Source organism: Alkalibacter mobilis, from assembly GCF_015594845.1.
In the GTDB taxonomy this organism is placed as follows: domain Bacteria; phylum Bacillota; class Clostridia; order Eubacteriales; family Alkalibacteraceae; genus Alkalibacter; species Alkalibacter mobilis.
Window position 1 is genome coordinate 130,574 of the sequence record NZ_JADNRK010000004.1, and the last position, 23,914, is coordinate 154,487.

The window sequence follows — 23,914 nt, forward strand, 5'->3', positions numbered from 1 at the left end:
CAATTTTTTTACATTCTTTTTGCCCTCTTTAAAATCAAATCCACTTTTTTTCTGTATTTAAGTGGCATCCTGATATATACTGGTATTTGATTGGAGGTTTTACCATGACTTTACGAAAATGCTCCTGGTGTCTGGGCAACGATCTGTATGAAAAATATCACGACTTTGAGTGGGGAGCTCCCGTCCATGATGATTTGACGCATTTTGAATTTTTAGTGCTGGAATCGGCCCAGGCCGGCCTTAGTTGGCTAACCATCTTAAAAAAGCGCGAAAACTATCGAAAAGCATACGACAACTTTGATTATAAAAAGATAGCATGCTATGGTTCGGATAAAATCGAAAAACTTATGAACGATCCCGGCATAATCCGAAACAGAAGAAAAATCGAGGCTTCCGTCACCAACGCTGTATCATTTATCAAAATCCAAAATGAATTTGGCTCTTTTGATTCCTACATGCGGTCTTTTACGGGCGATAGTCAAATCGTCAACAAATGGGATACCGAAAATGATATTCCGGCCTTCACCGAATTGTCAAAATCCATCAGCTTAGATCTAAAAAAGAGGGGTTTCAAGTTTCTAGGACCTACTATAGTGTATTCTCACATGCAAGCCACAGGATTTGTCAACGATCATGTGACCTCCTGTTTCCGGTACAAGGAGATTTTAGAATTGAAGAAATAGATCCCACCGCAAAAACCCGCCAAAGCAATAAGCCTTGGCGGGTTTTCTACTACCTTGATGAAGCATCTTCCAGGTACTTGTCTTCCAAGCTTAACCCAAAGTGCTTGTACAGTACTTCATTGATCTCAAAATCACTTTGCATTACCTTTTCGGTAACTAGGCCGTTTGCCACGATCTTGAGGTTATTGTCAAAGATCGAGATCCTTCCCTTTTCTGTCGCTTTGGTGCACATGATGACCTGTGTAAATATGGAGTCGGGGTGTGTTGAAGTGAAGTAGTTGGGTATTTCATAGTCCATCTGCGAATTTTCCTCCATGTTGAAGGCATACACATTTTCATATTTCCCGTCTATTTTGAACTGTAAAAGATAACCGAATTCAGGATGCTTTGAAATCATATAGTGCCTCATAAACTGCTCCTGCTCCATATCTTCCTCTAACAAAACGGGTGCCACTGGTCCGTTTCCTCCGAATCCTACATCCACCAACCATTCTTTTCCGTCTGCTTCAGCAACCAACACATGGTGAGTTTTAGGTGAAAATCCGAATCCGGGCCTATATACTCTGGCAAATAGATTTTTGACTTTAAATCCTATCTCTTTCAGTATGTGATAAAACAAACCGTTCATTTCAAAACAGTAACCGCCTCTTTCATTAAGAACGATTTTGTCAAAAAGCTTCTCGACATCCAATGATATTTTCTTTCCCCTCAACTGATCCAGATTTTCAAAAGGTATATTCATAACGTGTCCTACGTGCAATTTTTTCAATGTATCAGCCGATGTATCCAAATCTCCTGTAAAATTGATTCTTTTTAAATATGATCCAAGATCAAATTTGCTGTTTTCCATATAAACCTCCATGATTTACAATTCATTTTTTGTGTACATATAAAATGATAAACCATCTCTTGTAAAATGTAAACGTTTTTTTATTTGCACTCCAAATTCGATTTGCCAACTTGATTTCTGCATAATTTGTTCTTCAATAACTGATTAAAATGTGTTATTATGGGAACGAATACCTTTAAGGGTATATTTTTAAAAGGAGGATTCATACATGAATAATAAAAATGACAAGGGTTGGAACCCTTATGTTGCAGGAGCTCTGAGCGGATTGGTCCTGATTCTTTCCGTAGCTGTTTCCGGCAATTATTTCGGTTCTTCCACATCCTTTATAGTTTTGCTTGGAATGCTGGAAAAGGCATTGATCCCTGAAAGATTTGCTCAGGTCGAATACTTCAACATCGTCAAAGCGGCATTAAGCTGGCAGGTAATGTTTGTCCTTGGCATACTTTTAGGCGGATTCATAGCCTCGAAAATGTTTGGAGACTTCAAGCTCCAATCGATTCCAGATCTTTGGAAATCCAAATTCGGCACGTCAAAACCAAAGCGATATCTCGTGGCTTTTATCGGCGGTACAATATCCATGCTTGGTGCAAGATTGGCGGGTGGCTGCCCTTCAGGTCAAATGAGTGCATCCATACTTCTGTCAGTAAGCGGTTTTGTTTCAATGATAATGTTTTTCATTCTTGGAATTATAGTTGCCAAATTGATCTACAGAGGAGGTGCCAGATAATATGACACTGGTTTATGGATTGATAGCAGGGATCCTTTTTGGATTTTTACTTCAACGTGCAAGAGTAATTAGATATGACAAGCAGGTAGGTGCTTTGCTTTTAAAGGATCTTACTATCGTTAAATTTATGTTTACAGCCATATTGGTTGGAATGGTGGGTATTTACCTGTTAGCGGATCTGGGAATAATAAGCGCAGGTGGCCGCTCTCTCGTTTTGGGTGGTACACTGATCGGCGGCGGACTGTTCGGAGCAGGCTGGGCTTTGATTGGTTATTGCCCGGGTACAGGTTGGGCAGCACTGGGTGAAGGCAGGGTCGATGCGCTGTTCGGATTACTTGGCGTATTTGCAGGAGGGATAATTTATTCCGAAGCATACCCGTTCTTTGCAAAAACGGTTTTAACCTGGGGAGATTTGGGAAACCCCACCATACCAGAAGCACTGGGCGTAAACCATTGGTTTGTCATCGTGCCCATGGTAATAGGTGTTTCACTTTTATTCAAACTGATAGAAAAACTTGGTTTGTAATTTTACAGGGAGCCGTCACTTTTTTGACGACTCCCTTTTTTATGTCTTCTTTTTCAAACGCATCAAACCTTTTAAAAAACTTTGTTTTCCGTATAAAAATATTTGAACAAAACTTGCCATGAGGATGATTCCAAATGCCATGGCTCCGACCTTTTGCAACAAAAGTGTCAAACCGCTTCCAAATTCCTGCATGCGGTTGTTTATAAGGTGACTTGTAGTATAGTATAGGTCACTTCCCGGAATCAATGGGACCAACATCGGCACAAGGAACATGATCACAGGTGCCTTGATTTTTCTCGCAAGTATTTCCGATATCAGAGAAGCACTCAACGTAGCTATAAAAAATCCCCCAATGATGCTGTCTCCAAAAATTTTTACTCCTAAAAATATGGCCCATGTAACGGCGCCTCCCAAACCACAAAAGAACAGCTTTATGCCCTTGACATGAAACATTACAGCAAAACCCAACGACCCTAAAAAGGCCATTGCGATCTGAATGGCATGAGTCATATTATCCCACCTCCAAACCAAGCCATAACCACCGCAAACCCAAATGAAATGGCCAAAGATCGGAGTATGGCATCACCCAACCCCATTATTCCTGTTACCAAATCACCGTTTATCATATCCCTCAACGAAGTGGTCAACAATATGCCCGGAATCAGCAGCATGATATTGCCAATAATTATCTTGTCCATATTTTGACCCAAACCCATTTTGATCATAACTATGGCACCTATCCCTACGGCAGCGGAGGTAAAAAAGTTGATGACTATATTTTGCAGATCCATCTTTCTTCCCAGCCTCAAAACCACTCTCAATACCAAGCCGCATAAGAAAGCCGTGATCCCATCATTAAAGGTTCCACCAAAAAAAATCGAAAAAGCTGCGGATATCAACCCATACGTAAAAAACATTGCTGTCTCTGAATAGCCTTCTGCATTTTTAATTTGATCTATGGCTTCCAGGAGTTCGGTCTCGTCTAAAGGTTTTGCACATATTTTTCTGGACAGGCGGTTGACTCTTTCGATCTTGTCAAGGTCGGTAATATACCTGGTGATTCTTCTGGTCTCGGTAAAAACATCTCCCTGAGGATCGTGTGCGCTTACGACTATGCTGGACGTTATGGAAAAAACATCCACCCGGCAAAATCCGTAAGCTTTTCCAATTCTCGTAACAGTATCTTCAACCCTGTTTACCTCAGCTCCAGATTTCAGCAATATTTCTCCCAAATCCATTATGTACGTCAAAAGTTTTTGATTTGCTTCCAAAGTACTGTTTATCGCAACATCCATCTTTACAGCCTCACTCACATTTTTGGTATGCGATTCTTTCCGAACCGTCTGCAATATGTATTATTCCACATTCAACAAAACCCTTTTTCGCCAGAAACCTTCGCATGGGCAAGTTGTCTTTGTGGGTATCTATCCTTAAATTTTGGCATTTGCCAAAGCAATAGTCTACACAAAATCCTGCAACACCCCTTTTATTCTTGATTGTTGCTATTCTATGGATCACACCATAGGGCTCGTCATTTATCCAGCTTCCCTGATAAATTTCTTTATATGTGGGATCCTCTTCGCCTAAGGCAAAATAAAATACCCCGAGTATTTCGTTGTTTTCCACACACAGATAGCTTTTTTCGTTTTTGATATCCTCCTTGATGATTTCAATGCCGGGATAACCATCCTTCCATTGATCAGGGTTGTTGTTTTTCCTCATGTACCTTACTGCATGCTCGTATATCTTTTTTATTTCACTTATATCTTCAAATACCGCTTTTCTGATATTCAATTCAAAAATTTCTCCCTTCAATCACTTTTATCTTTTATTCTGCATCCTTAAGTCAGATTATCATAATACATCCAAATCCTCGATCTCTGCCATAATTTCTTTTTGTTTTTCATCAAAAATCAATTTTTTATTGTGCCGGTAGTAATCTTTTGATCCTTTGGAGCTGATGAACTTGGCACCGTAATAATTTGAAGTGAGTTCAGCCACCAAGACCAAAATTTCTCTGCCTTCACCATACACTTCTTCGACGAAACCAAACATGTTATGAAGCTTTTCTCCCACTGAAATGGCATTTTTCTTGACTTCTTCTACCCTTTTTTCAAATTCATGCCTCAAAGAATCAAAAGCCTCCTTATGCGAGATCCTATTATTGTTCTTCAGGGTGTCTTTATCTTCATTCAAAGCTTTTATAACTTGGTGATAAATAAACTTTTTCTCATGTGATAAATTGCTTGCGGCTACCTCGGATTGCATCATCTTGTGCTGACTGTTCACATGATTTTCCATGATGGATGAAACCTCCTTGCCGGCAATATCACAGTCTATTTTTATCTGTTTGAGCACTAGCACATACTCTTTCAAGAAGGCTTCGCGCATTTCGTGTTTCCTCATTTCGTTCAGCACGGATTCCATTAAAAGCCCGATCAAAGACAATCTTTCATCAAAGCCGGCTTCTTTAGCCTTTTCTTTGACGCCTGATATAAAATTTCCGTTAAGGATCTCATCCACCTTGTAGTCTTTTCTGTATTTATTGTACAGATCATAATAAATCGAAAAATCCTTGGCCGCCCGTTTATTTCTTATATACTGGCCTACAAGTTCTTCATTTACATCCAATTTCTCTTCTTCATACATAGTGATGGCTTCGGACAAGTCCTCCCATCCCCTTGCGGTTATGTAGGATTTCCCATCTATGGAAGTTTCTATTGAGTAAAAATCATCTGTTTTGATATCCAGGTATGTCAGGATAGATCCGTGTATCCCTTTAGTAGAAGCGTATTTTTTCCACACGGAATAATCTTCTTTGACTTCCAATATTTTCAGCCTGTCCATTGTAACGATGTCGAACTCTCGTACGGATTTGTTGTATTCCGGAGGATTTCCGGCAGTTACCACCACCCATCCCTCTGGAACTTTGTGTCTGCCGAAAACCTTGTACTGCAAGAACTGTAACATTGCCGGAGCCAGTGTCTCAGAAACGCAATTTATCTCATCCAGAAACAATATCCCTTCTTTTTTCCCGCTGTCCTCCATAACTTCATAAACGGAAGCTATTATTTCACTCATCGTATATTCGGAAACCACATGATCTTTTCCACCGTAATTCTTATGTTCGATAAATGGCAGACCCAAGGCACTTTGTCGTGTATGGTGCGTCATGGAATACGAGACCAGGGCCAACCCCATTTCCTGGGCTATCTGCTCCATTATGGCGGTCTTGCCTATTCCCGGAGCTCCAAGCAAAAATATTGGCCTCTGTCTGACAGAAGAGATCTTGTATTCTCCAAAATCATCTTTTTTTAAATAAATTTTAATGGTGTTTTTTATTTGGTCCTTCGCTTCGGTTATATTCATGATTTCACACTCCGTCCTTTTTCTTGATTTTTTATATCTTCACTTCTCAAAGTAAGTCTGATCGCCCATGGCGGAACCTTCCCGGAAATTTTCTCGTCCTCCACAAATACAAAGGCTACGTCGTAATCTGGTTTCCTGGTCGGAAATTTTCCATATCCATCGGTAAAATAAATGAGACCTCTTAAATTGTCAAATTCCCCATCTTCGATCAGTTGATCTACATAACTAAATACGGGTCTAAAATCAGTCCCTCCAAACCCGCACAAGGCAATGTTTTTCATATAAGCCTCGAATTCTTCGTCACTGGTTATTTTTATATCCTGTTGCACCTTTGCATCACACATGATAATGTGTATATTCACTTTTTTAAAGAAACTTGCAGAATTTTTCAAAATCGAATAAGTCTTGCTCAAAAAAGCCTCTACTACGTCACCTGCACAGGACCCGGATGTATCAATTGCGATAACAAAGTCTTTTATCTTTACATCTTCCCTATGTTCCAATGGTTCTATCAACGGCATATTGCCGTACAACTCCATGCCGTAGGTATAAAAAATATAATCGAATTCATCGTCATTGACCTCTATTTCTTCACCCAGCACTGCAAATTTTCTTAAAAATTCTCCGTAATCGCGCCTTTCCCGGTTTACCTCTTTTATATTCTGAATAAGTCCTTCTCTTCCCTCTGCAAAATCCTTTGAAAATGTCTCCAAATCTGTTTTTATACGTTCACCTATTTCCTTCCATTCTTCCTGACGATCTTTGATATTTGATGTATCAAATTTTCTATTTTCGTTGTCTCTGTCCCAAAAATCGTGGTCATCCCTGTAAAAAAGTTTTTCCAGTCTTCTGACTTCATCTTCATCAGATTTGTTTTCAATGAGAAAACTGTATATCTTTTCAATTGTCATTCCCATTCCCGACTTCTTTAATTTTGACAATTCTTTTCTTTGTTCTCCGTCCCTGGCCGTCTTAATGACTGCTTTATTTAATTCAAGGATCGAATTTTCCGCAGCCAAGTCCGATGCCAGGTTCCAAATCCTCGAGACTTTGTCATCTTTCATGAATGGATGTTGAAGGATGCAGTGAAAAATAGAGTGCAGATATATCCTCGCGACGCTCTGTCTGTCAGCCTTATAGTTTTCAATAACCTCTACAGGATTCAAGAAAAAAATTTCTCCGTTGGTTCCCATGTTATTTTGCGAAGCAGCCTTAAATTCCAGTCTGTAGAGAGCTCTATCCAGAAACCTGAAAGATACCATAAGATGATCTCTGGACATGTTAACTATTTTATACGCCAGTTCTTCACCTTTTTTTGTCTTCATTTCAACTTCCATACTCTCACCCCGCCCAGATTTAAAAATCAAGATCCCATTCTTCGTCGAGCTTGTTTAAAATGTCATCCAATCCAAAGTTTTTATTTTTGTATTCCATCAAGTACATCAGTACGTTAACTGCTCCTCTTTTATTTGCTCTTTCTATCATTTCACTTATGTCCCGGGAATAAAAGTCATTTCCTCCAAAATATGCTGTTCCCTCTACGGAATCATCTTTCACTACCAAATTGAAAATCTCATCAAAGTGCTCTTTCGCATAATTATCATATGTTATTTTTGCGAAGTTTTTTACATCCTGCTTACCGCTGCAATAACCCATAGTCAAATTCAACCTTTGCTCTTCGTCAAATAAATACTGAAATACATTGTTCCCACCTGAGAAATTTAAAATCATCTTTCCGGAGAGGACTTTTTTCAGCTCCTTTAGCACTTTCGGATCTTGGATGCAATCTCCTTCAATAGTTATTTTCTCCAACCTTGGGCAATCACCAAAAGCCCATTCTCCTACTTGAGTCAGACTGCAGGGCAAATCGATCTCTACAAGTTTACATCCGTTGAGTGCATGGTGTCCCATCTTTTTTACATCATTGCCTAATTTTAATCCCGTTAGCTTTTCACATCCCCAAAAGGACTCATCTTTAATGGCTTCGACCCCGTCCGGAACTGTGTATCCCCCTGAAATCCCCGGTGGAAATGTTTTTAATACTTTCTTGTTTTTATCAAATAGTATCCCATTTAAATCAGAGAAACTGGTGTTATGTGCCGAAACCTTTATCCTTTCAAGGTCGTTACACCCCTCAAAAGCATGAGGCCCTATATCAGTCAGTGATTTCGGAATATCGACTTCCTTCATCCCCATGCAACCTTTAAAGGCACCTCCGCCCAAGTGCTTTATGCCTTGATTCATCACTACTTCCTCAAGTTGCGTGCAACCCGAAAAAACATACCATCCCAACCTTTCTAGTTGATCGGGCAAAGTGACCTTTTTTAAACTAATGCATCTGCTGAAAGCAGCTTTTTCAATTATTTTTATCGTACTCGGCAAATGGATTTCTTCCAGTGCTTCACACCCGTAGAAAGCATTGGCGCCAATCTTGCCGATATGGCCTTTGAAAGTTACTTTTCTTAGCTTGGTACATCCTGCAAAAGCCCAATCCCCGATTTCTTTCAAGAATTCGGGCAATTCGACTTCTTTCAGCTCAGAGCAATTTTCAAATGCCCTAGGTGATATTTTAACTACTTTAAGATTTTTATATTCATCCGGAATCATCAAAGCTTCACTTTTTTTAACTTTGCAAGCCATTAAAACAGCTTCATTATTTACGATTGCAAATTCGATCAAAAATAACACCTCCATAGTGTATCTTTCATATGGGAATATTACCCTATTTTACTTTTTTGACTCTTAAAAGACAGAATATCACATTTATTGTTAATTTCCATTTTTTGATAATTTGAAACAGTTTTGGTTCAAAACTGTTCATTTCTTTATCTGCAGTTAAAAATCAAGTCGATCCTGTTCAATTCTTTTATTTTTCCAAAAACTTTTATCGATTTATGGAATTAGATTAAATTTGATCACAAGATTAAACTATATAAAAACGACCTAGGAGGTCCATATGCAAACAAAAGAATTGGCTGCTTTACTTAAACTGATTGATTTTAATGGATATGCTGCAGGCACAACCAAAATGTACCTGTATTATATTTTTTTGAATCCTACCTCTGCTTGCACAAAATATTTTCATAAAAAATATGTATATAAAAAAATCAGTATTCAGGACAATACATCTCACATTATATATTTTGACAGATCTCACGAGATTATTCAGTATCTTGAGTGCCATAAAATGATAATTTTCAAATCTTTTGAATACACTGACAGCAAAACCTTGACACCGTGTGCCATTCATGAAAAAGTCGCTTCTTTTATAAAACACTAAAAAATAAAGGATGATCTTTTTGTCAGATAGAAGACTGGAAAAAATCATAAAAAAAATAGACCCACATCATTACGGGATCTACATGGGCAAGGAATATGGATACGTACTTGAAGTCAATTATTACGACAAGGTCGACCTGACCATGGAAACCCGGGAAAAAGACTACGTTTTGGAAAAAATCACTCGCAAGGGAGTCATTTTAGAAAAAATATTTTTTGACAGACAAAATATTTTAAAACTGAATCTAAATGAAATCAAAATGAAAGTCAGAAAAAAGAATCCTTGGTAAAAAACCCCAAGGCAGTTTTATCGATCTTACGATCGCCAACTGGTCCTCAGGGCAATATCTACTTATCATATCCTTTTTTGCCACTTATTGAGCTTCAATTCTATCATTCACAGCTTTCCCCATCAATTTATAAGCAGTTGCAAATATCGGCACTCCCAACAATATACCAGGTATTCCCATCAAGCCGCCGCCCACCATTACTGCTGCAAAAACCCAAATTCCTGGCAAACCCACGCTTTTACCAACCACTTTCGGATATATGACATTCCCTTCAAGTTGTTGCAAGACAGCAATGAATAATATGAAAAACAGAGCTTTTACCGGGTCTACTATTACTATCAGCAAGAAACCCACACCGGCTCCGATATACGCACCTACCATTGGTATCAAAGCGGTAAGACCAATGACCGGACCGATCACGGATGAGTACGGAAACCCAAAAGCCAGCATCCCAAGGGTGCACAACACTCCCAAGATGACTGCTTCTTTAAACTGTCCGATAAAATACTGAGAAAATGACAAGTTTGCAGTATCCAGCACATAGTAGAATTTTTCTCTAGTGTTCTTGCTTAAATAAGCCTTGAATATCCGGTCAAACAAATTTATCAACTCGTCTTTGGATGCCAATATATAGATGGAGAAAATTGATCCTACTATGATGTTGAAGATCGATCCGAAAATCGAGCCTACCACGCTTACAGTACCGCCAGCCCAATCTCCTATGATTTCCAGTCCTCTTCTCAATACACTTTCGCCGCTCATGTCCAATTCATTCACCCACTGTTTAAAAATCGGAAATTCTTCGGAGTATCTAAGGAACCAATCTACAAGTTTGTCGTAAAACACAGGGAAACCTTTTATAAGCAAGTCAAAAAATTCGTTTATTTTTGGGATCAACAGCCTTGTAAATATAAAAACCACAAGAACCACTGTTACCAATGACAATATCAACGTGACGATCTTTCTGGATTTTTGTATAAATCGATTTTCGCTGTTTGGAAAGTATAACTTGTTCAACCAAATGATCAGAAGGTTTAGAACATATGCAATCATCGCTCCGAGGATCAGAGGATAAAATATTTTGTAGGCCACTCCCGCAGCGTTTGTCACGGTTTTTATATTCAATACGATCAGTAACACCAGGCCGGCAATTAGAATGTGTTTTAAAGCGGACATGCTTTTGAATTGATTTTTTCCTTCTCTCATAAATGATTCCCTTCAATTTAAATTTCTATTTAAAAATATTTTACCACATAATTGACAGCAGAATCTTTTTTAGACAATTTTTTAGGCCGCATGTCCAAAAATCACTCTGATCCAACTTTTGACAAATGAAAGTCCACAGAATATAATACTATCAAAAAGGATATGCTATGAAAAACCTTAATGAAATTTTCAAAGACAAGATAATGGTTTCAATAGTCATTTTAACAACGATCGCAACAATAAGTATCTGCATTCTCTTTCCCGATGCATTGCTGCCTGTCATCCTGATAGGTTCGTTTCATATGGTTTTGATTTTTATCGGACATTATTTTGCAACCAGGGCATCCGCATATAATTCAAATGAAGATGTCCCATCAGATTTCAACGCCTCGAGCCACGTGAAACCGATCAGATCAGCCACTTCTGCGGAGCTTGCAACTATTGTCAAAAATATTTCCGGATCCACTGCTGTTGCTATAACCGAAAATGAAAACGTTATCGCTTTTATCGGAACGAATTGTCCCATCAGTACGGAAATTGAAAATTTGTCGATAAAAGAAGTTAAAGAAGTTCTGATTTCCGGCAAAATACAAATTGCAAAAAACGTATCCTTAAAAGACTGCCCGAAGGCGGATTGCACTTGCAGTTTCGAAAGAGTTTTGATCCTCCCTCTGTACTACAAGAGCAAAACATCCGGTACCCTCATCCTATTTCAGCTGGATCGCAGGATCCTCACAAATAAATTCATCAAAACCTGCCAGGAATTATCCAGATTGATATCGCTCCAAATGGAATCATCGGAACTTGACAGACAAGCACAGTTGGCTACGGAAGCTCGCCTGGATGCGCTGCAGGCACAGATAAACCCTCATTTTCTATTCAACTCTCTGAATGCCATAAACATGTATGTAAATAAAAACCCTGATTTTACCAGAGAATTGATTCGCAGATTATCCACTTTTCTTCGTTACACTTTGGGAAACAACCACCGGTTTACCACTATCGGCGAAGAACTCAAGATAATCGAAGATTACATAATTATCGAAAAAGCTCGTTTTGGAGACAGACTTGCGGTCATCATCGATATCGATGAAAAATTAAAGAAATTCAAGATACCCGTCATGTCGGTACAGCCCTTGGTCAACAATGCCATCATTCACGGAATACTTCCTAAAGATGGTTCAGGGATACTTAAAATAACCGTGCGACAAATATACGATCAAATCATAATATCCGTAATTGACAATGGGATAGGCATAGAACAAAAGAATATCCCGAAAATTTACGAAAAGGGTACCGGGTCAGGTTTGGGCGTGGGGATACCGAATGTCCACGAAAGACTCAAACTTTTGTATGGAGATGAATATGGTCTGATCATAACCAGTACTCCAGGCAAAGGCACAAACGCCTCATTTAAAATACCACTGAGCATTGACGAAGGAGTGATGGATAGATGACTCTTAAAGCTTTAATAGTAGATGATGAATACCCTGCAAGGGAAGAACTGAGATATTTATTGACAAGGATCGGTGATGTTGAGATCGTAGGAGAAGCCGCTTCAGGCAAGGAAGCACTGGCTTTGATCGGTGCATTGGACTACGATGTGGTTTTTTTGGATATAAATTTCCCCAATTCAAATGGGATCGAAGTCGGAGAAAAAATCAAAGAAATGGACGCCCCCCCTTTCATTGTGTACATAACTGCATACGAACAATATGCACTAAAAGCTTTTGAAGTAAATGCAGTGGATTATATACTGAAACCCATCGAAGAAGAAAAACTGTCAAAAACAATCGAGAAGATCAAAAAACTCAAGGTTCCGGCTGCTTCAAAAGCGGTTTTTGAACAAACACCGGTCAAATTGGAAAGAATTTCAGTTGAATTCAACGGTCGGATCCTCTTGTTGGATATCAACGAAATATTCTACGCATATTCCGAGGGAAGTTACGTGTTTGTTCGAACATTCGACAATGAATACATCACCAAATATACCTTGAACAGTCTGGAAGAAAGACTCGACCCAAAACTGTTTTTCAGATGCCATAGAAGCTACTTGGTGAACCTGTCAAAAATCAAAGAGATAACCCCTTTCTTTCAAGGCACCTACAACATAAGACTTGCAGATTCAAAAAATTCGGAAATACCCGTCAGCAGAAGGCAGGCTAAAGGACTGAAAAAACTACTGGAAATTTAATTGTCCGGTATAAATTCTTCTTTGGTTATCCTTCTAAGTACTTTTATGCTTTTAAAGGCATCTTCCAGATTTTTTCTGTGATTTTTATTTAAGCGTTCCGGATCGATAACATTATCTTTCGAATAAAGCTTAAGCCTCATAATGAATTCCAGTGCATCCGTTATTTCATATGAAAACTCTGGAGACAAAACTCCTATTTCTTCCAGTATTTTTATCCTGTCAGCGGTATTTGTCTGCTCCAAGCCTTCTTTGATGGCAAATACTCTGACGCAGTCAACCAAATGTACCAAAAGTCCGGTCTTTACGTTGAATTCTTCCTTGCCCGAAGCCAAAATCCCCGAGCAGGCATCTCTGGCCAAAAATGTTAAAAACAACGGACTGAATCTTACATTGTCATTCAATGAATTTCTTAACTTGTATCCCAGCTCGAGACTTCCGCACAGTGGTCTAAAATCCAAAAATATGGTTAGATTTCTGATGTTGGCTCCCTTGGGCACTCCAGTCCATTTTTTTAGTTTTGACTGCCAATCTTCCATGCTTCCTCTCCAAAAGTTGTTTTCTGCCATCACATCTCCCGGACATGGTGCAAAACCCAACTTTTCAAATTCTTTGTTGACCCTTTTTGAAAATCCCTTGAAATACCTATCTATTTCCTCGTTCTTCTGATCATTCTCTCCGCTTTCATAAATCAGAGCATTGTCCTGATCTGTTCTGAAAATCTGTTCTCTCCTGCCTGCACTGCCCATCTCTATCCAGCAATATTTTGAAGGGGGATATCCAAAGTCTTTTTTCATCTCTTCTATAACTTCACTTATGACTTCCACTTTCTTCTCATCATTTGCTTTATTTATATCTGCAATCAAGTCAAATAAATCTTCTCCTTTGTCCAAACCTTTTAACACATGATCTCTTATTCTGGAATCGGAATCGATGTCAGCAAATTTTATCCTCTCGCTTCTTTTCAAAAGGCACCTCCATCATTTGGTGTTTATTCATAAACAATAAAGCCGACGGAAAAACCGTCAGCTTTATTATATCATTTTAATGCGGCATTGGATTGAATCAATGATCCCCTTGTGGCGCCTGTGATCCCTTGGGTATCCTTATGCTTTCTATCATTTCCTGGATTTCCGCCGGCGGTTCGGATGTTGATCGAGACACTGTGAATCCAACGACAAAATGTATGATCATCCCGATAATTCCTATCCCAGTGGCATCGATGCCCAAAAAGCTTTCGATTATCGGAGTCTCAGTTCCCAGTATGGGCACCGATTTCATCAGTACCAGCATGATGACCGTAAATGACAATCCTGTTATGATGCCTGCAGTAGCGCCTTCCCTATTGTGTCTTTTGTCGAATATACCGAGAAATATTGCCGGAAACAAACTGGCAGCGGCTATTCCGAATGCCAATGCAACTACCTCGCCAACGAATCCTGGAGGATTAATGCCAAAATATCCTGCAGCCAATACGGAGACGAAAATCATGATTCTTGCAACTCTCAATCTTTGCTTTTCTGTAGCGTTCCTATTGAATATTTTATAGTACAAGTCGTGAGAGACAGCACTTGACATGGCCAAAAGTAACCCTGCAGCCGTCGATAATGCTGCCGCAAGCCCTCCAGCTGCCACCAATGCTATGATCACGGGACTAAGACCTGCAACTTCGGGCGTTGAAAGAACTATTATGTCCTTGTCTATCCCCACTTCATTTTCATCTTTGATCCCTGAAACTTGATACGATCCGTCACTGTTTTTGTCATCCAAAGTCAAAAGCCCCGTACTCTCCCATTTGCCGACCCATTCCACTTGATCCATTTCCTCAACAGGACTGTTGTGGATAGTGTCTATTATGTTATATTGAGAAAACATCCCCAGAGCTGGAGCCGTGGTATACAGTATGGATATGAACAACAAGGCCCACACCGCCGACCACCTTGCAGACTTAACCGTCTTTACCGTATAAAACCTGGTAATTACATGAGGAAGGCCTGCTGTACCTACCATCAGAGCCATAGTCATCATAAATACGTTCAGTTTGCTCATATTTTGAAATGGCAATATATATTCTTTAAGACCCGCTTCTATTTGAGCTTCCCCCAGTTTAACTGCTATGTCGCTAAAAGTCATTGCAAATTGCGGTACAGGTATCCCTGTCAATTTCAAGGATATTGCGACTGCCGGAACTATGAATGCCACTATGAGGATCACGAATTGAGCCACCTGAGTCCATGTAATGCCCTTCATTCCTCCGATCACGGCAAAAAACATTATAAGTCCCATGCCTATTACTACTCCCAGCTCGATATTTACCCCTAGATATCTGCTGAAAACTATCCCTACTCCTCTCATTTGTCCTGCTACATAAGTAAGAGAAACAAATATGGTCGCGATTGCCGCCACCGCTCTAGCTTTATTAGAATAGAATCTGTCCCCGATAAAATCCGGAACTGTAAATCTTCCGAACTTTCTCAGGTATGGAGCCAATAAAAGCGCCAGCAGAACATATCCTCCGGTCCACCCCATTAAATATACAGTACCGTCATATCCCAAAAATGCGATCAGTCCCGCCATGGAAATAAACGATGCTGCGGACATCCAATCGGCCGCTATGGCTGCTCCGTTGGCTATTGTTGGTATATCATTCCCTGCAACATAAAAACTCTTTGTATCCACAGCTTTTGCCCACCAACCGATATATGCATATATGCCGAAAGTTATCATTACAAAAATCAATGTCAATATCTCAACGCTCATTAGGTCTCCCCCTTATTGTTCTCTCTAGTTTTATTCTTCCACTCCGTACTCTTTGTCCAGTCGATCCAGCCTCCATGCATAGTAGGCCACAATACATACAAATGTGATTATGGATCCCTGATGGGCAAACCAAAAGCCCACATTCACACCGAAAAAATCGATCTTGCTGAAAAAATCTCCAAAAATAATAACTACACCGTATGAAACGGATGCCCAAATTATCAACAAGTTTCTTATCAATGCCACATTCTTTTTCCAGTATTCCTTCATATCTTTATTTTCTTCCATATGCTTTGCCCCCTTTAGTTTTTATTAAATCTTACACTCCCAAATGCAACCTGACTATTATAATTCTTCATACGGTTGATTCCGGTTCCGTGCAGTCGTTTTATTGGTGTAAACGGTATCATCGTTCCGAAGTGACCGCTCAGCCCTAATAATCTGCCGCTCATGAAAAAAAAGTCCCTTAAGAGACTTTTAATATTGTGATGGCAGTATCAAGTTTTTGCTTTTTATCATTCTCTCCAGACTGTCCAGCGTAGTGATATTTTGAGCTTTCAGCTCTGTAAGTGCGGCAATCAATACATGTGCTGACAGGATCGCATCTTCCAACGCATTGTGTTCTTTAAGAATCTTGAATTCCAGGTATTCCGAAATGTGAAACAGGGATTTGTTCCCCAGCCCAGGATATACCATGCCGATCAAAGTCCTGGTATCAAGATATTTCTTGAACATGGGATCCCTCTGTTTGAATTGCCCTAAAAATGTTACGTCAAAGTCTATGGCATGACCTGCTATCAATGGGTTTTGAGTTTTGTCATTGGCCCATTCCATAAACAGCGGCATTACTTCCTCAAAGGTTTTTTTCCCTTCCACGTGACTCTTTTGTATGCCCGTCAACTTGGTGACGACTTCTGGGATCTCCCTTTGTGGATCTACAAGAGAATAAAAGCCATTTGATCTGTTGATCTTTCCATCGATAACCTTTATTCCCCCCACCGAAATGACCTTGTCGCCCCTTGAAGCCGAAAATCCCGTAGTCTCAAAATCAAAAACAACGAAGTCCTTTTTAAGTAGTTCGCCTGCATCACTTTTTTTTGGGGATGATCCACTTCTTAAAAAATGAAACAGATTCACATTCTTACTCCTGAAGATGTCAGATCATCGATTACCGTCACATCCAAAAGGGTTGTGGTATCGCCCAGCTCTCTGCCCTCGGCTACGTCTCTGAGCAATCTTCTCATTATTTTACCTCCTCTGGTTTTTGGAAGGTTTTTGGTAAAGTAGATCCTCTCCGGTCTGGCAAATTTTCCGATCTCATCAACTACCAGATCGCTAATGCGCTTTTCAAGATCCTCATGTGGATTTGATCCCTCTATCAAAGTGACGAAGATGCAGATCGCACTACCGCCAACGTCATCATTCATTCCGATGGCTGCCGCTTCCGCCACGGATGGATGAGTCAATACAGCACTTTCCAACTCGGCGCTCCCCAACCTGTAACCACCTACATTTATTACATCATCTACTCTGCCTGATATCCAAAAATAACCATCTTCATCCTTAAATGCCCCATCACCTGTATAAAACTTATTTTCAAAAACAGACCAATACGTATCGATATACTTTTGCGTATCCTTGTAAACATTTCTTGCCATTGCAGGCCACGGATCATTGATAACCAAATATCCGTTTCGACCGTTGGGAACCGAATTCCCTTCGTCATCAACGATATCGGCTTCGATCCCTGGCAAAGGGAATCCTACTGATCCAAATTTAACCGGCGTTGTCCCAGGCAAAGGGCTTATCATGATACAACCTGTTTCAGTCTGCCACCAGGTATCCACTACCGGGCAACGGGATTTTCCCACATTCTTGTAATACCATTCCCCAACTTCCGGATTGAGAGTCTCTCCTACAGAACCTAAAAGTCGCAAAGAATTTATATCTTTGTTGGCGATCCAACGGTCTCCCCACTTCATGAACATTCTGATTGCCGTAGGCGATGTGTAAAAAATATTGACCCTGTACTTTTCAATAATTGACCAAACTCTGTCTTTTTCCGGAAAGTCGGGAGCCCCCTCGTAAATGACAACTGTAGAACCGTTTGACAATGGGCCGTAGACTGTGTAACTGTGACCTGTTATCCACTCGATATCTCCTGCACACCAGTAAACGTCCTCGTCCTTGATATCAAAAACATTGTAGTGTGTCGAACTGGCGCAGGTCAAATATCCCCCGGTAGTGTGGACTATTCCCTTTGGTTTTCCCGTTGCACCGCTTGTATATTTTATGAAAAGGGTGTCCTCAGAATCCATCTGTTCGGGTTCACAGTCTCCCATTTGAAAATCCATGAGCTCAGAGTACCAATGATCCCTGCCCCTGGTCATTTTGATCTGATTTGATACCCGTTTTGCCACGATCACGTTTTCTACTGTTGGACAATCCTCCAGAGCCTTGTCCACGTTGTCTTTCGTCCTTATAACTTGGCCCCTTCTCCAATATCCGTCAGCTGTAACCAGGATTTTAGACTTTGAATCGTTGACTCTCTCAGCAAGTGCGTGTGGGGCAAATCCACCAAAAACTACACTGTGTACAGCACCTATCCTTGTGCATGCCAGCATGGCAACTATGGCTTCAGGAATCACCGGCATGTAAATGGTGACGATATCACCCTTTTTTACGTTCAGATCCTTCAATACATTTGCAAATTTACACACTTCACGATACAGATCCTGATATGTCATGACTCTTTCATCACCAGGTTCTCCTTCGAATATCAGTGCCGCTTTGTTCTTTTTCCAACTGACAAGATGGCGGTCGATACAATTGTATGAAACATTCAACTTACCTCCGGTAAACCACCTGACAAATGGAACTTTTCCATCCAATACCTTATCCCACTTTTTAAACCAGTGGAGCCTTTGGGCTTCTTTTTCCCAAAAGCTGAGATGATCCGGATTTTCAGTGCTGCTCTTATAATTTGCTCTTTGGACAAATTCTTCAATGGGTGGAAATGTTTTTTTATCGGACATGATCAGGCCTCCAATCGATTAAACTTTCTTACCATTGATTATACAACAAAGGGATAGTGCATTCATCTTCTTTTGACGAACGGCAAATATTACCTCCAAACGGTTGGTTTCAATCTCTGTTCGGCAGGATTTGTCATGCGTCATGAAACAAAAAAAATGACCGCCGACTTCTTTCACGATCAGTCGGCAGCCTCTTTTACTTCTCTTTTACTTCTCTTTTGTATTCGTTCAGTTTATCAATTCTCTCATGGCAACAGAAATTTCGGTATTATCAATGTAGTTTCCTTTGACGGGGTCAGTTTCATCAGCCAATTTTTTGAATATCTCAGCTCCAGTTCCTTTTGCAAAGAGAGGTATCAATTGATTTGTATGATTGCTGCTGTTCCATACCATGGTAGGCATTTCGCCTGCTCCGTTATTTTTTACTTCATCATAAACACCTGCAGTCCCAGTCAGGTATCCGGTTTCGTGGTCTCCAGTCACTATGACCAACGTCTCTCCCCAGTTGCTGTTTTCTTCCACCCAGTTACAGACGGCTTCAACTGCCCTGTTGAAATCTTCCTGCTCCTCTATCAATCTTCCACTTTGATTGGCATGCCCGGCCCAGTCTACCGCCCCACCTTCGACCATAAGAAAGAATCCATTTTCATTGTTGTCCAGAACATTCAATGCACCGCTGGTCATTACCTCCAAAGTCGGTACATTGTCATTGAATGGTACATCAAATGCATCTGCATACCTGTCTCCGCCTCTGGATTGCTGAAGAGTGGAGTATACTTCAGGAACTCCTATCAATCGATCAGGAGCGTTTCCATACTGCAATTCTTCAAAATCATCTTTAGTTTGTATAAGATTCCAATAATCGATATCCCCGTCATTGTCAGCGTCATTACCCAAGGTTCCAGCTAATAAGGCCTCCCAGGTTTCTTCTCCTCCAACATACCTGTAATTTGGCGTACTTCTAAGTTGTCCATTGTCATCAAAATTTGGATTTCCAGCTCCCATTATAACGTCGGTAGCGCTGTTTTGGATCATTCCATTTGCGATATCACTATAATTGTTCCTGCTCGCATTGTGGTCTACGAAACTTGCGGGTGTCGCATGGCTAAACTCCACTGAAGAAACCACTCCCGTAGCTTTGTCCAATTCTTCAAAATCTTCAGCGATATGTTTCAAATCTTCCAATTCCTGATCCACACCTATAGCTGCATCATAAGTCTTAGTGCCAGTTGACATCGCCGTTCCGGCAGCAGCCGAATCGGTAGGGTTGTTTTTTAATAGATTGAAATTATCCCACAAAGAAGAAGTATAAACAGAATCAAGATCATCTTCAGTTCCCGGTTCTCCAAAAGAATAGGTGCTCATATTTACTTTGGCAGGAAAATTTTCGTAGATTTGGGTTCCTGCTTTTCCGTCAGTAAAATAATCAGTCGCTAAAATCTGATTTGAACCCCATCCGTCGGATATGAGCAAAATTACGTTTTTGACATCTTTGCCTTTTCCGGTTAGCAGAGTGGAATCTTTCCTAGCAGCCATCGTGGGAACCATCGTACCTGCCAGGATCAATCCTGCCATTGCAACAGAAGCAACTGTTTTAAACATCTTTCTTTTCATTGTAAACTCCTTTCAATTTCAGGTTTATGTACTGCACCTTGAATATACCATTACTGTGTTAAACTCCTATTATGGTTGTGTAGTATCCTTGTTAAATTTAAAATTCCTGCACGTTTTACTCTTCTTTGATGATTAATTGGGTATATATACTCCAACTTATTCAGTAGGGAGGAAATAAACATGGGACTTAGCGGAAAAGTTTTGATAGCACAAAGCGGCGGACCTACTGCCGTGATCAACCAAACCTTGACAGGCATCGTACTTGAGGCACGAAAATACTCTCAAGTCAAAAGGGTCTATGGAGCCTTAAGAGGCGTTGAGGGAATTGTAAATGAAGATTTTCTTGATTTGAGCCAGGAAACCACTCATAATCTTGAGCGTGTTGCTCTAACTCCTTCATCTGCTCTCATGTCGACAAGGGTCAAGCCTGACAGCGATTACTGCAGAGAAATCTTTAAGGTTTTGAGAGCTCACGACATCAGATACTTTTATTATATAGGTGGAAACGATTCTGCCGACACTGCAAGGATCGTCAACGAAGAAGCTTCAAAAGCAGACTACGAACTCAGAGTCATGCATGTTCCCAAGACCATAGACAACGATCTGGTTTTAAACGATCATACTCCCGGGTTTGGTTCTGCTGCCAGATTCGTGGCTCAGGCATTTATGGGAATTAATCTGGATGTTCGATCTTTGAATGGCGTATATATAGGGGTAATCATGGGACGCAATTCCGGCTTCTTGACGGCTTCTTCCGTTATCGCCAGAAAATATCATGGTGATGGCCCACATCTTATTTATCTGCCTGAAGTGACCTTCGACATGGAAAATTTTTTAAAAGACGTGAAGTCGATTTATGATAAATTTGGATACTGCATCATAGCCGTATCAGAAGGTATCAAAGATTTATCTGGAGTACCTATCGCAGTGACCTTGAACAAACACGTGGAAAAAGACGCTCATGGAAATATAAATTTATCAGGAAGTGGATTTTTAGGAGATTTGTTGGCAGAACAGATAAAGGAAAAACTTAAGATCCCCCGGGTTCGAAGCGATACTTTCGGCTACTTGCAACGTTCATTTTTCGGATGTGTCTCCGATGTAGACCAACAGGAAGCTAGAGAAGTCGGTGAAAGGGCGGTTCAAATGTCCATTTGGAACGATGTTGACGGTTCAGTGATCATAAAGCGAATCGGTGATTATTCTGTAAATTATCAGCTTGCCGATTTTGCAGATATCGCAGCCAAGACAAAATATATGCCTCAAGAGTTCATCAGCCCTTCAGGCAACGATGTCACTGATCTCTTCAAGGCTTACGCCCGGCCGCTCTTGGGTTCAGGTCTGCCACAGCCTTCATGGATCAAGGCACCCAAGGTACCAAAACTGCTGCAGCCTTGAAATCAAATATAAAATATTATTTCAAATCTGAATTTTGCCACAAGAAAGACACACACCGGGTTTATCATCAAGTTAAGAGTCATACATAAATTTAATTTTGGTGAGGTGTATAAAATGATTTCAAAATCACAAAAGGGAAGAAGCAGACTAGGTCTCGTTATAGTTTTAATGGCACTATTCTTGATCGTGTCAATGTTTTTCTTTGCAGGATGCAACAACGACATTGACGGTTCCTCGGCAGATCAGTCTCAAACCGATCCCTCTCAAAACGAGGAAATTATTTATCCTGAACACGAAATCGACCCTGATCCTGAGCCTATTGGCGATCTTGAATCAGAATTGTCTCTGGAAGGTTATGGAGCGATGGGAGCTTTGAACGATACAGATTTATCGATAGCTGACATGCTTATGTATGCAGTTCAGGATGAATATCTGGCTCATGGGGAATACGATGCCATAATAAATGAGTTTGGCAATAGAAACCCTTATGCCAACATCATGAGATCTGAAGAAACACATCTTTCTTTCTTGGAAGAAGTATACGATTCGTACAATTTGGATTTTCCAGAGGATACGTCCGGCGAACATTTGGTTATCCCCAAAGATCTTCTGGAGGCGGCTCAGACGGGGGTTCAGGCAGAAATAGACAATATTGCCATGTACGAAAAATTCTTGACTTTCGATCTGCCTGATAATATCGAGCAGGTTTTCACTGCACTTAAAAACGGATCTGAAAGCCATCTTGCGGCCTTTCAGAAGCAAGTAGATCGATTATCAAATTGATTTTGAGTGTCCGTCAGCTTATAAAAGCAGGAAAGTCGCGATTTGATCGCAACCTTCCTGCTTTTCTTTGGAAAAACTTTTTTATTCTTTTACAACAAATGATACTTTTACATCAGCTCGATATTTAACGATTTCGTCTCCCTCTACAACGCCTTGTAATCCGCTTACATAAATGCTTTTGATGTTTTTCACAGTTTTTGCAGCTTCTTTTACCGCATCTTTTGCAGCAGCCTCCCAGCTCACATTTGATTCTGCCAACAACTCGATCACTTTAACTACAGACATACTAAACCTCCTTCCCTCCGGGATTCGGTTTCCGGATTGCAACTGCTTTTTTTAAACAGTTGTTCATAAAATTATACGCTACTTGATTCCTACCCTATAATTTCAATTATAAATCCTTAAAATCTGCTTATTAATAAAGAATCAAATTTCAAATTCAATGGAATTCTGGTTTTTTGTAACTAAAAATCTTTCACATGAACCGGCAAATCGATCAACAACAAGTTTCTCAACAGAATCCATTGCACTCATCAATGACTCGATCTCACCATCAAATCCAACCAATTGAAAAAATACATCTTTGGTATCAGCTGTCATTTTCCCCAATTCACTCTGGCGCCAGATCCATTTTCTGGTTTGTACAGCTTCACCGCTGGTAAATATCAATTCATTTTCTTCTACAGTTTCAACTTCCGTAGAACCAAAAGGCAGAAATATCTCGGAACCTTTGCTGAACCGAACACTCAAATCTTCATGAATGTCCTTTAAATCGTGTCCTCCAAGTGAGATCTGCTTCTCCAAGGAAACGGCATTGCATAAATCCACAAGTGCGTTGATATTGGGCAAAGAAGATCCTTTGATTATCCTTTTTACCATGGCCTCGGTGGACGGTGGAAATCTATTGGGATTTATACCCGACTTTTGCATGACTTCTCGATATTCTTTGATATTGGGGACCATTCTCAATTCTTCCGCTTTGATCGTTTCTCTGACTTTGTTTTCTGCTTCTTTTAGCTGCTGTGCATCAGAATCTGATGACTCACCGTTATTCAATCCCCTTCCAATAATGATCCCAAATTGCAGTTCGGGATTTAGTTCAAAAATCTTGGGTTCAACTGTGTACTTCATTCTTTCTCTCCCTTCATGTAAAGACATTTCCTAGTTAGTTTTGACAAGTCGTCAATTACCTGTTTCGATTCA

Annotated in this window: 25 protein-coding genes; 9 read left to right on the plus strand and 16 right to left on the minus strand. The window is 40.2% G+C overall.

Annotation, left to right across the window (positions count from 1 at the left end):
- Window positions 1–104: 104 nt before the first annotated feature.
- A complete protein-coding gene (locus tag IWB18_RS03770; RefSeq protein WP_195682265.1) occupies window positions 105–683 on the plus strand; it encodes a DNA-3-methyladenine glycosylase I in 579 nt (192 codons plus the stop codon).
- Between the two features lie 49 nt (window positions 684–732).
- On the opposite strand, the gene IWB18_RS03775 is transcribed toward IWB18_RS03770, so the two are convergent.
- Window positions 733–1,533 carry an arylamine N-acetyltransferase family protein gene (locus IWB18_RS03775; RefSeq protein ID WP_195682266.1) on the minus strand — a complete coding sequence of 267 codons (801 nt, stop codon included), beginning with the start codon at window positions 1,531–1,533 and terminating at the stop codon, window positions 733–735.
- Window positions 1,534–1,741: 208 nt separating this feature from the next.
- Here IWB18_RS03775 and IWB18_RS03780 point away from each other — a divergent pair, with 208 nt between their 5' ends.
- A complete protein-coding gene (locus IWB18_RS03780) occupies window positions 1,742–2,260 on the plus strand; it encodes a YeeE/YedE thiosulfate transporter family protein (RefSeq protein ID WP_195682267.1) in 519 nt (172 codons plus the stop codon).
- A 1-nt stretch (window position 2,261) separates the two neighbouring features.
- A complete protein-coding gene (locus IWB18_RS03785; protein ID WP_195682268.1) occupies window positions 2,262–2,786 on the plus strand; it encodes a YeeE/YedE thiosulfate transporter family protein in 525 nt (174 codons plus the stop codon).
- A gap of 39 nt (window positions 2,787–2,825) precedes the next feature.
- Here IWB18_RS03785 and IWB18_RS03790 read toward each other — a convergent pair whose 3' ends face one another.
- From IWB18_RS03790 to IWB18_RS03815, 6 genes are read right to left on the minus strand one after another with little or no spacing between them, the layout of a single operon-like run.
- Window positions 2,826–3,296 (minus strand): threonine/serine exporter family protein, encoded by a 471-nt coding sequence (locus IWB18_RS03790; RefSeq protein WP_195682269.1) that lies wholly within the window; start codon window positions 3,294–3,296, stop codon window positions 2,826–2,828.
- Window positions 3,293–4,081 (minus strand): threonine/serine exporter family protein, encoded by a 789-nt coding sequence (locus tag IWB18_RS03795; RefSeq protein ID WP_195682270.1) that lies wholly within the window; start codon window positions 4,079–4,081, stop codon window positions 3,293–3,295. Before IWB18_RS03795 ends, IWB18_RS03790 begins: the two co-directional genes overlap by 4 nt.
- Before the next feature lie 10 nt (window positions 4,082–4,091).
- Window positions 4,092–4,580: a GNAT family N-acetyltransferase gene (locus IWB18_RS03800; protein WP_195682271.1), complete on the minus strand. Its 489-nt coding sequence runs from the start codon at window positions 4,578–4,580 to the stop codon at window positions 4,092–4,094.
- A 60-nt stretch (window positions 4,581–4,640) separates the two neighbouring features.
- The gene (locus tag IWB18_RS03805; protein WP_195682272.1) at window positions 4,641–6,155 is read right to left on the minus strand and encodes an ATP-binding protein; all 1,515 of its coding nucleotides are present in this window, start codon (window positions 6,153–6,155) and stop codon (window positions 4,641–4,643) included.
- Window positions 6,152–7,480, minus strand: a complete 1,329-nt coding sequence (locus IWB18_RS03810; protein WP_195682273.1) for a vWA domain-containing protein — start codon at window positions 7,478–7,480, stop codon at window positions 6,152–6,154. Before IWB18_RS03810 ends, IWB18_RS03805 begins: the two co-directional genes overlap by 4 nt.
- 31 nt (window positions 7,481–7,511) lie before the next feature.
- Window positions 7,512–8,834: a leucine-rich repeat domain-containing protein gene (locus tag IWB18_RS03815; protein WP_195682274.1), complete on the minus strand. Its 1,323-nt coding sequence runs from the start codon at window positions 8,832–8,834 to the stop codon at window positions 7,512–7,514.
- A 277-nt stretch (window positions 8,835–9,111) separates the two neighbouring features.
- Between IWB18_RS03815 and IWB18_RS03820 the strand changes: the two genes are divergently transcribed.
- The gene (locus IWB18_RS03820) at window positions 9,112–9,435 is read left to right on the plus strand and encodes a hypothetical protein (protein ID WP_195682275.1); all 324 of its coding nucleotides are present in this window, start codon (window positions 9,112–9,114) and stop codon (window positions 9,433–9,435) included.
- Between the two features lie 19 nt (window positions 9,436–9,454).
- Entirely contained in the window at window positions 9,455–9,724 is a 270-nt protein-coding gene (locus IWB18_RS03825) for a hypothetical protein (RefSeq protein WP_195682276.1), read from the plus strand.
- A gap of 84 nt (window positions 9,725–9,808) precedes the next feature.
- Here IWB18_RS03825 and IWB18_RS03830 read toward each other — a convergent pair whose 3' ends face one another.
- Window positions 9,809–10,930, minus strand: a complete 1,122-nt coding sequence (locus IWB18_RS03830) for an AI-2E family transporter (RefSeq protein WP_195682277.1) — start codon at window positions 10,928–10,930, stop codon at window positions 9,809–9,811.
- A 167-nt stretch (window positions 10,931–11,097) separates the two neighbouring features.
- Between IWB18_RS03830 and IWB18_RS03835 the strand changes: the two genes are divergently transcribed.
- Window positions 11,098–12,387, plus strand: coding sequence for a sensor histidine kinase (locus tag IWB18_RS03835; protein ID WP_195682278.1), 1,290 nt, complete (start codon window positions 11,098–11,100; stop codon window positions 12,385–12,387).
- Entirely contained in the window at window positions 12,384–13,124 is a 741-nt protein-coding gene (locus tag IWB18_RS03840; RefSeq protein WP_195682279.1) for a LytR/AlgR family response regulator transcription factor, read from the plus strand. Before IWB18_RS03835 ends, IWB18_RS03840 begins: the two co-directional genes overlap by 4 nt.
- On the opposite strand, the gene IWB18_RS03845 is transcribed toward IWB18_RS03840, so the two are convergent.
- The 6 genes from IWB18_RS03845 to IWB18_RS03870 form a co-directional block, all read right to left on the minus strand.
- Window positions 13,121–14,089 (minus strand): DUF294 nucleotidyltransferase-like domain-containing protein, encoded by a 969-nt coding sequence (locus IWB18_RS03845; RefSeq protein WP_195682280.1) that lies wholly within the window; start codon window positions 14,087–14,089, stop codon window positions 13,121–13,123. The two genes, IWB18_RS03840 and IWB18_RS03845, sit on opposite strands and share 4 nt — an antisense overlap.
- Before the next feature lie 97 nt (window positions 14,090–14,186).
- A complete protein-coding gene (locus IWB18_RS03850) occupies window positions 14,187–15,881 on the minus strand; it encodes a sodium:solute symporter family protein (protein ID WP_195682281.1) in 1,695 nt (564 codons plus the stop codon).
- 30 nt (window positions 15,882–15,911) lie between these two features.
- Window positions 15,912–16,169 (minus strand): DUF4212 domain-containing protein, encoded by a 258-nt coding sequence (locus tag IWB18_RS03855; RefSeq protein WP_195682282.1) that lies wholly within the window; start codon window positions 16,167–16,169, stop codon window positions 15,912–15,914.
- A gap of 189 nt (window positions 16,170–16,358) precedes the next feature.
- The gene (locus IWB18_RS03860) at window positions 16,359–17,018 is read right to left on the minus strand and encodes a 3'-5' exonuclease (protein WP_195682283.1); all 660 of its coding nucleotides are present in this window, start codon (window positions 17,016–17,018) and stop codon (window positions 16,359–16,361) included.
- A complete protein-coding gene (acs, locus tag IWB18_RS03865) occupies window positions 17,015–18,916 on the minus strand; it encodes an acetate--CoA ligase (protein ID WP_195682284.1) in 1,902 nt (633 codons plus the stop codon). The genes IWB18_RS03860 and acs overlap by 4 nt, the downstream gene beginning before the upstream one ends.
- A gap of 228 nt (window positions 18,917–19,144) precedes the next feature.
- Window positions 19,145–20,530: an alkaline phosphatase gene (locus IWB18_RS03870; protein ID WP_225877751.1), complete on the minus strand. Its 1,386-nt coding sequence runs from the start codon at window positions 20,528–20,530 to the stop codon at window positions 19,145–19,147.
- A 180-nt stretch (window positions 20,531–20,710) separates the two neighbouring features.
- Between IWB18_RS03870 and IWB18_RS03875 the strand changes: the two genes are divergently transcribed.
- On the plus strand, window positions 20,711–21,928 hold the full coding sequence (locus IWB18_RS03875) for a 6-phosphofructokinase (RefSeq protein WP_195682285.1): 1,218 nt from the start codon (window positions 20,711–20,713) through the stop codon (window positions 21,926–21,928).
- 114 nt (window positions 21,929–22,042) lie between these two features.
- Window positions 22,043–22,711 (plus strand): ferritin-like domain-containing protein, encoded by a 669-nt coding sequence (locus IWB18_RS03880; RefSeq protein ID WP_195682286.1) that lies wholly within the window; start codon window positions 22,043–22,045, stop codon window positions 22,709–22,711.
- 81 nt (window positions 22,712–22,792) lie between these two features.
- Here the strand turns inward: IWB18_RS03880 and IWB18_RS03885 are convergent, their stop codons facing one another.
- Window positions 22,793–22,996, minus strand: coding sequence for a dodecin family protein (locus IWB18_RS03885; protein ID WP_195682287.1), 204 nt, complete (start codon window positions 22,994–22,996; stop codon window positions 22,793–22,795).
- A gap of 141 nt (window positions 22,997–23,137) precedes the next feature.
- Entirely contained in the window at window positions 23,138–23,842 is a 705-nt protein-coding gene (locus IWB18_RS03890) for a B3/B4 domain-containing protein (protein WP_195682288.1), read from the minus strand.
- Between the last annotated feature and the right edge of the window lie 72 nt (window positions 23,843–23,914).

Excerpts from the sequence above, each read along its gene's own strand:
- IWB18_RS03770 (WP_195682265.1), top strand. The coding sequence starts at position 105 with ATGACTTTACGAAAATGCTCCTGGTGTCTGGGCAACGATCTGTATGAA.
- IWB18_RS03775 (WP_195682266.1), bottom strand. The coding sequence starts at position 1,533 with ATGGAAAACAGCAAATTTGATCTTGGATCATATTTAAAAAGAATCAAT.
- IWB18_RS03780 (WP_195682267.1), top strand. The coding sequence starts at position 1,742 with ATGAATAATAAAAATGACAAGGGTTGGAACCCTTATGTTGCAGGAGCT.
- IWB18_RS03785 (WP_195682268.1), top strand. The coding sequence starts at position 2,262 with ATGACACTGGTTTATGGATTGATAGCAGGGATCCTTTTTGGATTTTTA.
- IWB18_RS03790 (WP_195682269.1), bottom strand. The coding sequence starts at position 3,296 with ATGACTCATGCCATTCAGATCGCAATGGCCTTTTTAGGGTCGTTGGGT.
- IWB18_RS03795 (WP_195682270.1), bottom strand. The coding sequence starts at position 4,081 with ATGGATGTTGCGATAAACAGTACTTTGGAAGCAAATCAAAAACTTTTG.
- IWB18_RS03805 (WP_195682272.1), bottom strand. The coding sequence starts at position 6,155 with ATGAATATAACCGAAGCGAAGGACCAAATAAAAAACACCATTAAAATT.
- IWB18_RS03810 (WP_195682273.1), bottom strand. The coding sequence starts at position 7,480 with ATGAAGACAAAAAAAGGTGAAGAACTGGCGTATAAAATAGTTAACATG.
- IWB18_RS03820 (WP_195682275.1), top strand. The coding sequence starts at position 9,112 with ATGCAAACAAAAGAATTGGCTGCTTTACTTAAACTGATTGATTTTAAT.
- IWB18_RS03830 (WP_195682277.1), bottom strand. The coding sequence starts at position 10,930 with ATGAGAGAAGGAAAAAATCAATTCAAAAGCATGTCCGCTTTAAAACAC.
- IWB18_RS03835 (WP_195682278.1), top strand. The coding sequence starts at position 11,098 with ATGAAAAACCTTAATGAAATTTTCAAAGACAAGATAATGGTTTCAATA.
- IWB18_RS03840 (WP_195682279.1), top strand. The coding sequence starts at position 12,384 with ATGACTCTTAAAGCTTTAATAGTAGATGATGAATACCCTGCAAGGGAA.
- IWB18_RS03850 (WP_195682281.1), bottom strand. The coding sequence starts at position 15,881 with ATGAGCGTTGAGATATTGACATTGATTTTTGTAATGATAACTTTCGGC.
- IWB18_RS03855 (WP_195682282.1), bottom strand. The coding sequence starts at position 16,169 with ATGGAAGAAAATAAAGATATGAAGGAATACTGGAAAAAGAATGTGGCA.
- acs (WP_195682284.1), bottom strand. The coding sequence starts at position 18,916 with ATGTCCGATAAAAAAACATTTCCACCCATTGAAGAATTTGTCCAAAGA.
- IWB18_RS03870 (WP_225877751.1), bottom strand. The coding sequence starts at position 20,530 with ATGAAAAGAAAGATGTTTAAAACAGTTGCTTCTGTTGCAATGGCAGGA.
- IWB18_RS03875 (WP_195682285.1), top strand. The coding sequence starts at position 20,711 with ATGGGACTTAGCGGAAAAGTTTTGATAGCACAAAGCGGCGGACCTACT.
- IWB18_RS03880 (WP_195682286.1), top strand. The coding sequence starts at position 22,043 with ATGATTTCAAAATCACAAAAGGGAAGAAGCAGACTAGGTCTCGTTATA.
- IWB18_RS03885 (WP_195682287.1), bottom strand. The coding sequence starts at position 22,996 with ATGTCTGTAGTTAAAGTGATCGAGTTGTTGGCAGAATCAAATGTGAGC.
- IWB18_RS03890 (WP_195682288.1), bottom strand. The coding sequence starts at position 23,842 with ATGAAGTACACAGTTGAACCCAAGATTTTTGAACTAAATCCCGAACTG.